At 38.8% G+C, this 10630-nt stretch carries 7 protein-coding genes and 1 pseudogene; 3 read left to right on the top strand and 5 right to left on the bottom strand.

The window, feature by feature from the left end; all coding sequences use genetic code 11:
- Both CL42_RS17295 and CL42_RS14355 read left to right on the top strand, forming a co-directional pair.
- Positions 1-1146: pseudogene (locus tag CL42_RS17295) on the top strand (GTPase); the annotation flags it as partial.
- On the top strand, positions 1143-3353 hold the full coding sequence (locus CL42_RS14355) for an EAL domain-containing protein (protein WP_171076805.1): 2211 nt from the start codon (positions 1143-1145) through the stop codon (positions 3351-3353). The pseudogene CL42_RS17295 and the gene CL42_RS14355, both read left to right, overlap by 4 nt.
- Positions 3354-3409: 56 nt before the next feature.
- On the opposite strand, the gene rpmE is transcribed toward CL42_RS14355, so the two are convergent.
- From rpmE to CL42_RS14335, 4 genes are all read right to left on the bottom strand, one after another.
- Positions 3410-3634 (bottom strand): 50S ribosomal protein L31, encoded by a 225-nt coding sequence (gene rpmE / locus CL42_RS14350; RefSeq protein WP_004971624.1) that lies wholly within the window; start codon positions 3632-3634, stop codon positions 3410-3412.
- Positions 3635-3850: 216 nt separating this feature from the next.
- Positions 3851-4822 carry a bile acid:sodium symporter family protein gene (locus tag CL42_RS14345; RefSeq protein WP_035270063.1) on the bottom strand — a complete coding sequence of 324 codons (972 nt, stop codon included), beginning with the start codon at positions 4820-4822 and terminating at the stop codon, positions 3851-3853.
- Positions 4823-4922: 100 nt separating this feature from the next.
- Positions 4923-5324: a lactoylglutathione lyase gene (gene gloA, locus CL42_RS14340; RefSeq protein WP_035270062.1), complete on the bottom strand. Its 402-nt coding sequence runs from the start codon at positions 5322-5324 to the stop codon at positions 4923-4925.
- A 9-nt stretch (positions 5325-5333) separates the two neighbouring features.
- Positions 5334-7511 (bottom strand): AmpG family muropeptide MFS transporter, encoded by a 2178-nt coding sequence (locus tag CL42_RS14335; RefSeq protein WP_035270060.1) that lies wholly within the window; start codon positions 7509-7511, stop codon positions 5334-5336.
- A 183-nt stretch (positions 7512-7694) separates the two neighbouring features.
- Between CL42_RS14335 and CL42_RS14330 the strand changes: the two genes are divergently transcribed.
- Entirely contained in the window at positions 7695-10250 is a 2556-nt protein-coding gene (locus CL42_RS14330) for a Lon protease family protein (RefSeq protein ID WP_155757003.1), read from the top strand.
- A 121-nt stretch (positions 10251-10371) separates the two neighbouring features.
- Here the strand turns inward: CL42_RS14330 and CL42_RS14325 are convergent.
- On the bottom strand, positions 10372-10630 hold a 259-nt coding region (locus CL42_RS14325; RefSeq protein ID WP_035270059.1), incomplete at its 5' end, for a glutaredoxin family protein.

Here is a 10630-nt window from a genome sequence, read left to right as displayed (position 1 = left end):
ACTCATCACGCTTTAAAAAATATTCAACAGTGCTATGCCCAAGTCTTATTATTAGAAATATTTAATACTCACCAAATTCGTCCTTCTGAGATCTACGCGCTCTATCAATGCACAGCGGATTGGGCACAATTAGTGCAAGTTTTACCACGCGAAACCGCTTTATCTCGTTACGTCATTGATACCACTAAAGATCATCCGCCAGTTTACAACCGAAAACACCATGAGAGTTTTAAACCAAACATTTTCGTGGCGACACAATCGTTGCTTGAGCATGTCAACTTAACCATTCAAAAGGACAATGAATATTTATCTAAGAAAGAGAAAGCATATTTAACTGCGCCTCTTAAATTTCATGTACAAAATGTTTTAGGCTCGACCATTGAACGCCGACATGAACGTTATGAACATTCCGCTCAGTTACAACTCTGTTTCAGTTTACTTACCGCTCATTATTATCTCTCTAAAACCAAAACTTTTAGCGAAACCTTACGACTAACACCGCCTAAATCAAAATCAGAAGACGAGTTTGCATTTACATATTTAAATGACTACCCAGATGCCTATACAGACAAATCAAACAAGGTTCTAGATAAACAGGCACGTCAAATCCATGCGGCTCAAGTTTTAGATATCAGTTTAAATGGTTATAGCGTACGTTGGTTAGAGGAAGAAGCACCTCCAAATTTAAGAACTGGTGAATTTATCCTGATCAATGAGGGAGTGAACAGCAAATGGAAAGGTGGTGTAATTCGTTGGATCAAACAATCTGTTAAAAAAAGCTATGAACTTGGGCTTGAAGTGATTGGACCCGACATCCACCCTTGCGCCGCAAAAGTTTATACAGATCGAAGTTCTTTTAATTATCATCCATGTTTATTTGTACAAACCTTGAAGATTGATGCTCCACAGCATTCTCTTATTTTGCCAAATTTACAGTTTTTCAAAGAACAACAATCTATTTATTTACGCTTAACTGATCAAGATATCAAAGTAGAATTGATAAAGACCATGCTCATCACACAAAGTTTTGTTCAATTTGAATTTGAATTATTTAATGATGAGCAGCAATATCTGATTGATGAATTTTTACAACATCAAAACCTTGAATCAAATCGTTTTCAAGACGTATGGGAAGCATTGAAGTGAAAAACCTACTTCTATCAACACAATTAAAACAATCTGGAATGCGCTTACTCATTGTCGATGATAACCAGATTCGTTATAACCATATTATCTCTTTACTCGAAAAACGCGAGTACAAGGTAGAAGCAGTACTACTCGATGATCAAGTGAGTCTTGAAAAGCAACTTCATTTAGATTGGGATTTAATTCTGTTTGGTCGCGCCTATGAGCTGACCTTAACTCATTTTCTTCGACTGCTTGCAGATTCTGATAAAGCTTTAACCCCCACACTTTATCTAGCTCCAGAAGCGCTAGAAATGTCTGAAGTAAAACTCATTTCAATGGGCATCTATGATGTTTTAAATATTGATCAACCTGAACAATGTCTACTTAAAATTATAAGAGCATTGGCTTTTAGTCGCTTACAAAAAAATCAGATGCAATTAACGGATGAACTGAAACACAATGTTCAAATTAAACAAAATTGGATCGAAGAGCATAAAAAAGCAGTTGCAATCATAGAAGAAGGGATTGTCGTTGAATGCAACCATGAGTTTACGCATTTATTTGGCTTCAACACGTGTGATGACGTTATTGGATTCCCGCTCATTGATTTAATACAACCTGAGGATATTCAATCTTTTAAAGCACGATTTAAAAAATTAGCTTTCGGTAAATTTGAGTATGGTCCTTTTGAACTAATTTCTCTTAATACACAGTTAACACATCAAAATCCAGTCCAAATTGAATGTAATCCTACAGATCAAAATCAAGTCATTGAAATTACGATTTCAACGCATTTTCAACAGAGTGACCATTCATTTAGTCCTCAACTTGAGACTACACCTCATCAAGTCAATAGAATTGCACCACACACAACATTGGCAAAAATTTTACAACATCTTGAAGAACACCCTGCTCAAGAAAATGCTTTGGTCATCTTCAGCCTAGCCAGTTGTCCAGACTATATCTTGAGTTCTGATTGGGATACTTTTAAAGGCTATTTCGGAAAACTTTCAGATTTTATTCTCGAACAGACCAATGGCGCTGTATTTAAAATTGAAACAGCGCTGTATGCCACTATCATTCAAGCTGAAACGATTGAAGTTCTAAAATCAAGACTCTCTGCGTTACATGCGCTTGAAAAACCTAGACTCGTCAATTTGGGAGATCAAACCTATCAACAGCATGTCAAAATTGGTTATAGCCTTTTCAAACTGTCAGATTTAAATGTAGATAATTTTGAACAGCTCATTGCAAATGCTTATAACACTGCCCTACCCAATTTATTGAGCAATGATGCTGCTTTAGAGACAACGCTTGAAGAAATTGAAGAGATTCATTTTGAAGTTACTCAAGCAGATGAGCCGACCGCTATTCAGTTAAATACACCTTCTTCTGAAGTAGAGCCTGATCATTCAACAGAATTTGTATTTCAAGCAATTGAAGAACCTGTACAGTCAGACGAAGTTCACGGCGATATCCTAGTACATCTTCGTAAAGTTCTTGAACGCGATCAAATTACGCTAAAGTTCCAACAAATCTATGATAAAGAAGACACTAGTCTTAATACCTATGAAGTAAGCAGCGGGTTTATTTTTGAAAACCAATGGATTCAATTAGACGATATTGAAGAATTGGTAGATGACCCTGAGTTGTCTATTAAAATTGACCGATGGATTTTGGTTGAAGCAGCGAAGCAACTGCACAATTTTTTAACACAATATCCTGAAGCTAAACTGATTATTAATTTACGACACCATGTTCTTTTAAAGCATCATCAATTGGCAGAATTAATTTCAAAACTGCTCATGATTGTAGGAGCAAAAGCACCTCAACCACTGATTTTACAGTTTAAAGAAAAATACATTGCTCAACATTTAAATGAAATTCTGCCTGCGATTGAGGTATTGAGAGCACAAGGTGCAGATATTGCCGTTTGCGAGTTTGGATTAAGTAAATGTAGCAATCTCATTCTCAAAGTTGCCAATATTCAGAATTTCACGCTGCATGAAGAATTCACAGATGATTTAAATACTGAAGAAGGTATTGAACGTTTTAAACAGGCGATTGAATACTTTAATACTCATCGATCAGTCAATTTATTACTCAAAAATCTCAATGATATGAATAGCTTTGCCAACGCGTGGAATGTCGACGTGAGATTTTTACAAGGTGATTATTACCAGCGTAAATTGGATCAGCTCATGAATGTTCAAGATCAAAGTTAATTCCATATTTTGGACATAAAAAAACAGGCTGAACGCCTGTTTTTTTATTTTGGGTATTAACGTTTGATAGAACGTGACATACCAGCAAAACGTTGTTTGAACTTGTCGATACGACCGCCAGTGTCAACGTTCTTTTGCTTACCAGTGTAGAATGGGTGGCAAGCTGAGCATACGTCTAGGTAAAGTGTTTCTTTACCAACAGCTGAACGAGTTTCGATTACGTTACCGCAAGAGCAAGTAGCAACTAATTTTTCGTATTTTGGGTGAATATCGGCGCGCATGGTCGATTCTCCATAGAGTTAAGAAGGCTTTAGCTGTCATCGCAATTGATCACTCTCTTCATCCATTACAACAGACGCAGAGGAAAGGCTGAAATACAGCAGATCAACACCACAACAGACCATTCTTTTGGCCCACCGAGACGGCTTCCGTCAGAGCTAAGCACAACAAGTGGACGACATTATACGCCACTTTATTTCAGATAGCGAATTATTCCTTTAAGACTTTTCAATTTGCTTGGACCAATGATTTGCAATAATTCCGCACACCATTAATTGGATTTGATGGAAAATCATAATTGGCAATATGATCATCCCCATAGGTTGTCCAATGAAAAGAATTTGCGCCATAGGCACTCCACTTGCGAGTGTTTTCTTAGAACCACAAAAAAATACAGCAATTTGATCGGCACGATTAAATCCAAACCACTTTGGGGCGTGATAGGCTAAAAGCATAATCAAGGTCAGAAGCACAGAGCATGCAATAATTAACCACATTAAGGTCACCCCACTGACTTCATTCCATAGACCTGCTACGACTGCACTACTGAATGCGCCATACACCACCAAAAGAATTGAGCCTTGATCAAAAGTTTTGACAATACTCGGGGCTTTTTGTATCAGAGGAAAAACAATAGGACGCAATAATTGTCCCAAAATAAATGGAACCAATAACAGCAGAATAATTTTGAGGATCGCACTGGTTGGATTAAACCCATGATCAGACTGGCCTAAAATAAATAAGGTCACTAATATAGGTGTGATAAACATACCAATAATATTAGAGAATGAAGCACTACACACAGCACTTGCGACATTACCACCTGCTACTGAAGTAAATGCAATAGAAGACTGAACTGTTGAGGGTAAGAAGCACATAAACAAGAAGCCCCAATACAGTTCTTGCCCAAGTAGCGGTAGCAATACAGGTTTAGCCATCAACCCTAGAATTGGGAAAACTGCAAACGTCAGTGCAAAGACCAAACTGTGTAATTGCCAATGTTTAATGCCTTGAATCACCGCTTCACGTGATAACTTTGCACCATGTAAAAAAAATAGGATTGCAATTGCAATCGTGGTGAAATAAGAAAAAAAGTGAGCAGCAACACCTGAAATTGGCATCGCTGACGCTAAAATCACCATAACAAACAGCAATATCGTGAAACGATCTAACGCTAAGAGCTTTAGCACCCCATATCCCTCTTTTTATTCTATCTGAATTGAAAATAAGCCCAATACTCATCGATTGGGCTTATCTTTAAAATTTTACTCACAAATCAGCGAGTGAAATTTAATTATTTCTCGCGTTACTGTCTTGTTGAATAAGTTCAATCTTGTAACCATCTGGATCTTCCACAAAAGCGATTACGGTTACGCCGCCTTTCATTGGTCCAGCTTCACGGACAACGTTACCACCACGTGCTTTGATTTCTTCACACGCTTTATACGCATCATCCACTGCGATCGCAATATGACCATACGCATTACCAAGCTCATAGCTGTCTGTATCCCAGTTATGCGTTAGCTCAAGAACAGTATTGTTTTCTTCATCACCATAACCCACAAAGGCTAAAGTGAATCGACCTTCTTCATAATCGCGTTTACGAAGCAAAGTCATACCGAGTACTTCAGTATAGAACGACAATGAACGCTCTAAATTGCCTACACGTAACATGGTATGTAACATTCGCATAAAATTTACCTATTGATTGAAAGATGTACTTTTCAACTGATTTAACAATTTCGCCACCCAAATAACAAGTAACAAAATAGGTAAACCCATTAAAAAAGTCATAAAGAAGAATGATGAATAACCGAAGTTTGTCACTATTGTACCTGAATAGCCACCAATCATCTTTGGAAGTAATAACATCAATGAACTAAAAATTGCATATTGCATTGCTGTAAATGAAACGCTAGTCAAACTTGATAGGAACGCAATAAATACTGCACCAGCAAGTCCTGATGCGAGATTGTCAAATACAATGCCCATCACCAGCCACACCTTGCTATAAGGGACAACCACTTTACCTTTGAGTTCGACTATTTGATCACTATCAACTTGAACAGCTGGAAGATCAGATAAAGTTATACGTGACTTCGGTTGGATCGTTGAAACTGTTTTATAAATATGATCTTGGGTTAATTCATGCGCCTGATCTGCATGCTGCACAACCGCTTGCACCGTAAATTTAGTGTGGTCTTTTAGACTGTCTCCCGGGACGACCACGCTCCAATTATTTTGATCCAACTTCGCAGGTATCACTTGCTGATTTGAAATACGAATATTCAGTGTTTGTAGTGTGCTGTCAGCTTTTAAGTTCGAGAGTTGACCGCGAATAATGACATCCTTGCTTAACTCATCTTGGTAGAGAACATTATCCCCTCCAATGGCTTGGATGAAAATCTGAGAATCATCTTGACTCGAATAGCGTTGAAGCGGGATTTCAACATTCAGGGCTTTATCATAACCATCAGGGGTGGATAACACTTGAATACTATTATGTTCAGCAAAATTAGATGCAGGGAGCTTTAAAGACCAGTTCCCCACTTCATCGGGAGTCACTTGATGCTGTTGACCTCCCATTTGTACCAAGACTTGATTCATCGTTGGTCCAGATTTTACGAGCCCCACAAAGATGAGATTGGTCGTGCTGGCAACAATTGCGCCCACCAACATCATTTTCATAATGTTATAACGCTGAGCTAATAAGCCTCCAAGGAAGCCACCTAAAATTACAAAAAAAATGGCGAAAAACTTGTTAAACCAAGCGATTTCTTCTTTATCAAAATTCAAATCAAGATAAAAAAGATTGGCGACCACCCCAGCGACAATATCTGAAATTCGATAAAAACCAATGAGTAATAAAATAGCTAACGCAACTTTCAAACCATAACGTTTGAAGAAATCTAAAATCGGTGATAGCCATGTCTCGACGACTATTTTTTCATCAATGAGTTTTGCTCGGGTTAATCCAAATACGACCAACACAGCCAACGCCACACTCGCGAAGAAACGTAAAACTTGCCCAATAAATGACAGAAAATTACCATCGATATTTAACTGTGAAATCCAAGCACCAAATTGGAGAAACCCACAAACGAAGACTACTGTTGAAATCACAAAGACGATAAATAACTGAAAATAATCCTTTACTTGATATTGATGAGGTTCTTGATTTACTACTGGTTCATGAATCACTAAGGTCGTCACAATCCCGACCATCATCAATCCAGCCATGAGTAAATAGGTAGACTGCCACGCCTCATAAATATAGTTACCCATGGCTGTACCAAGTGATGCAGCGAAGAGTAATGCACCGAGCTGAGTTACAATGGTCGCAATTCGATAACCTGCGTTATAGGTCGAAGCCATAACCGTCTGAACACTCGTATCTTGTGTCAACTCAATACGATAAGCATCCACGATAATATCTTGTGTCGCTGATGAGAATCCTAGAAAGATTGCGGATATCGCCATGAACGTTAAACTTGAAAATGGCCCTACACTTCCTCCATGAATACTCGGATCAGTAAATGCCATTGAACAAATAGCAATTGCGACCAAAATCTGAGAAACCAATAACCACCCTCGTCGTTTACCCAATTTCCTTGTTAAATAAGGCAATGGTAATCGGTCAATCAAAGGTGCCCAAATGAACTTGAAGGCATAAGCTAAGGCTGCCCATGAAAACATGGTAATGGTACTACGCTGAATACCGGCTTCACTCAACCAGAAAGATAGAGTTGAAAAAATCAGAAAAATTGGGATACCTGATGAGAAACCCAAAAAAAGCATAATGATCGCGCGTCGATCAAGAAAGGCTTTAAATGCCGAAGTCCATCCAGCTGATTCTGGTGACGAAGATTGTGATGTCATTGCGTTGTTATTTTCAGTGAAAAGTACTCTCGCTATTCAACTCTGTAATGCGCTTGGTTTCAATATAATTTACGCAAACTTCACCGAGTATTTCATCAATTTGATCTATCTCAACTTGATATTTTTGGCTAAACCTGTATACCTTAAACTATCAAATGTAAATTATAGTTTTGGATTTCACCTGTGACCCAGAGACACGATCAAATTAGTTCCACCGCAGTAGCTTTAACCACGACATCCACAAACTTAGAACAAAACTCGCAAAACAAGCTCCTATCCGTATTTGAACTTGAAGCCACGCAAAACACCTTGAATGCAACAGCACTCAAACCAGAACAACTGACGCATATTCCAAATTATGACAATATTCCTGCGTCTACAAAACGTATCAAGCCTCTTAATAATTTTTTAGGACAAGATCGTGCTAAAGCATCTGTAGAAGCAGGCATTGCCCTTCCATACTCAGGCTATAACATCTTTGCTGTGGGTACGGCAGGGTTGGGTAAACGCACCATGATCAAGCGCTTACTCCAACAACATGCCAAAGATATGCCTACACCGGATGATTGGGTTTATGTATACAACTTCAAAAATGCACGCAACCCAATTGCGCTTAACTTTCCTGCAGGACAAGGCGCAAAGTTTCAAAGTACGCTACATCAAACATGGCAAACTATTTTCAAACAGCTCGAACGTCGTTTTAGTGCTGAAACGTATCACAATCGGATTGAAAAAATTCGTTTAACGACAGGTCATGAACAACAACAAGCTTTGATTGAGCTCACCAAAGAAGGTGAAGAGCTTGATTTAAAGTTGATCAGTCGTAATGAAGAACACTGCTTTATTCCTGTTCATCTTAAAGACAATAAAATTCAAGAAATGTCTCAAGATGACATCAATGCACTGAGTAGCAAAGAACGTTCTGAAATTGCGTCCAATATCCGTTATATGGATAAAAAGCTTGAGCGTTTAGGTTTACAGATTGGTGATCTCGAAGATGAAGCTCGAGATATGGTGTCTGAGTTGAATCGTGACATTGCCAAACAAGTCATTATTCCTCGCATGGAACATATATTAAATAAATTTCCAGATATCAAACATCTTGAACAGTATTTAAAACTATATGCTCAAGATATTATCGACAATGTGGAAACCGTACTGGAACAGGAAGAAATTGATTTTTCACCTGCATTATTTAACCGAGTCCCTGCGCGTTATCAAGCAAATTTAGTCATTAGCAACAAGCCAAATTCTGGGGCACCAGTCATCTTTGAAGATTTCCCCACACATTACAACTTACTCGGTCATGTTGAACAATTAACGCAAAATGGCACTATCAGCACTGATTTTACATTAATACGACCTGGTGCACTGCATCGTGCCAATGGTGGTTTTTTAATGCTTGAGGCTGAGCAGCTTTTAGAGCAACCTTACGCATGGCAAGGACTCAAACGAGCGATTAAGTCTGGTCAAATTAAACTCTCATCTCTAGAGCACATGCTAACGCTGACGGGCAGCATTTCAATTGAGCCAGCATCGATTCCATTACAATTGAAAGTCATTTTAATGGCTGAACCAGAAATCTATTATGAGATTCTGGAGGTGGAGCCTGAGTTAGGAAGTATCTTTAAAATTCGAGCTGATTTTACTGACACATTACAACGTAATGACGAAAATGAACAAGCTTATATGCATTTGATTGCAGACTATGTTCAATCTTCTAAACTGCTTCCATTTGATCGTTCTGCCTTGGCTGCTTTACTGACCGACTCAAGTCGTCAAGCAGAGGATCAGAGTTCGTTGTCACTACATGCCTTAACTTTAGGTGATCTGATTCATGAATCTCATCACCATGCATCTAAATCTAATGCAACTATGGTGACAGCAGAACATATCGGCACTGCGCTCAAACACCGCCAATATCGTCTAGGTTACTTACGAGAGTTGTACTGGCAAGATTTATCTCGTGGTACACAGCTTATCGAAACGCGTGGTCATCGACTCGGTCAGATTAATGCTTTGTCCGTAATTCACTACGCAGATGTCGAGTTTGGCTTACCATCACGATTGACTGCTTCAGTGTATCAAGGTGGAGGCGATATTTTAGATATCGAACGTAGCGTGGAGTTAGGCGGTTCACTTCATGCTAAAGGTGTATTGTTAATGTCATCGTTCTTGAAAGCACATTTCGGACGTGAACAAACCTTGCACTTCTCTGCCGCTTTGGCTTTTGAACAAAGTTATGGTCAAGTCGATGGTGATAGTGCAACCGTTGCAGAACTCTCCGCTTTAATTTCTGCGATCAGCCAACTGCCGATTGATCAGTCATGGGCGATTACGGGTTCAATGAATCAACTGGGTCAAGTACAACCGATTGGTGGCGTCAATGCCAAAATCGAAGGTTTCTTTGATGCATGTAAACTTCAAGGTTTAACAGGCAAACAAGGTGTCATTATTCCACGTCAAAATATGCAGCATCTAATGTTACGTCAAGATGTGATTGATGCTGTCGAGGCAGGTCAATTCCATATTCATGCCATTAACACAATTGATCAAGCACTTGAAATTCTCATGGCTCGCCCTGTCGGAGAATTAAATAAAAAAGGTCGCTATACCAAAGGATCAATCTATGCTGCCGTCATGGAGCAGCTAGAATATTGGCAAGCCATTGAAGATGGTGCTGAAATTGAAGAAGAGCCAAAGAAAAAGAAAAAAAAGAAGAAAAAAGAACAAAGCTAAAAAAGATAAAGCGATCAATGCTGAAGAACAACCTTCTCAACTCGCTGATGAGACTTCAAACTAATTTGAAGTTTTCAAAATAAAAAAAGCACCCATCGGTGCTTTTTTTATTGCGCTTAAATTAAGCTTCAGGCGCTGGGCTATATTGTTCCACGAGCGTTTTTAATTCGCCTGTTTGGAACATTTCTAGCATAATATCACTACCACCGATCAACTCACCATTGATCCATAATTGTGGGAATGTTGGCCAATTTGCAATTTGTGGCAAAGTCGCACGAATGTCTTGGTTTTCAAGAATATTTACATAAGCAAATGGGCGACCAATTTGGCTCAATGCTTCAACTGCACGTGCAGAGAAACCACATTGTGGGAACTGTGGT

The sequence above is a fragment of the Acinetobacter sp. Ver3 genome (genome assembly GCF_000632455.1).
GTDB lineage: Bacteria > Pseudomonadota > Gammaproteobacteria > Pseudomonadales > Moraxellaceae > Acinetobacter.
The sequence above is the reverse complement of the archived record's forward strand: the minus strand, read 5'-3'. Positions and strand labels throughout refer to the sequence as shown.

Bases quoted from the DNA above. Each gene is read 5' to 3' on its own strand.
- rpmE (WP_004971624.1), bottom strand. From the start codon at position 3,634: ATGCGCGCCGATATTCACCCAAAATACGAAAAATTAGTTGCTACTTGC.
- gloA (WP_035270062.1), bottom strand. From the start codon at position 5,324: ATGCGAATGTTACATACCATGTTACGTGTAGGCAATTTAGAGCGTTCA.
- CL42_RS14335 (WP_035270060.1), bottom strand. From the start codon at position 7,511: ATGACATCACAATCTTCGTCACCAGAATCAGCTGGATGGACTTCGGCA.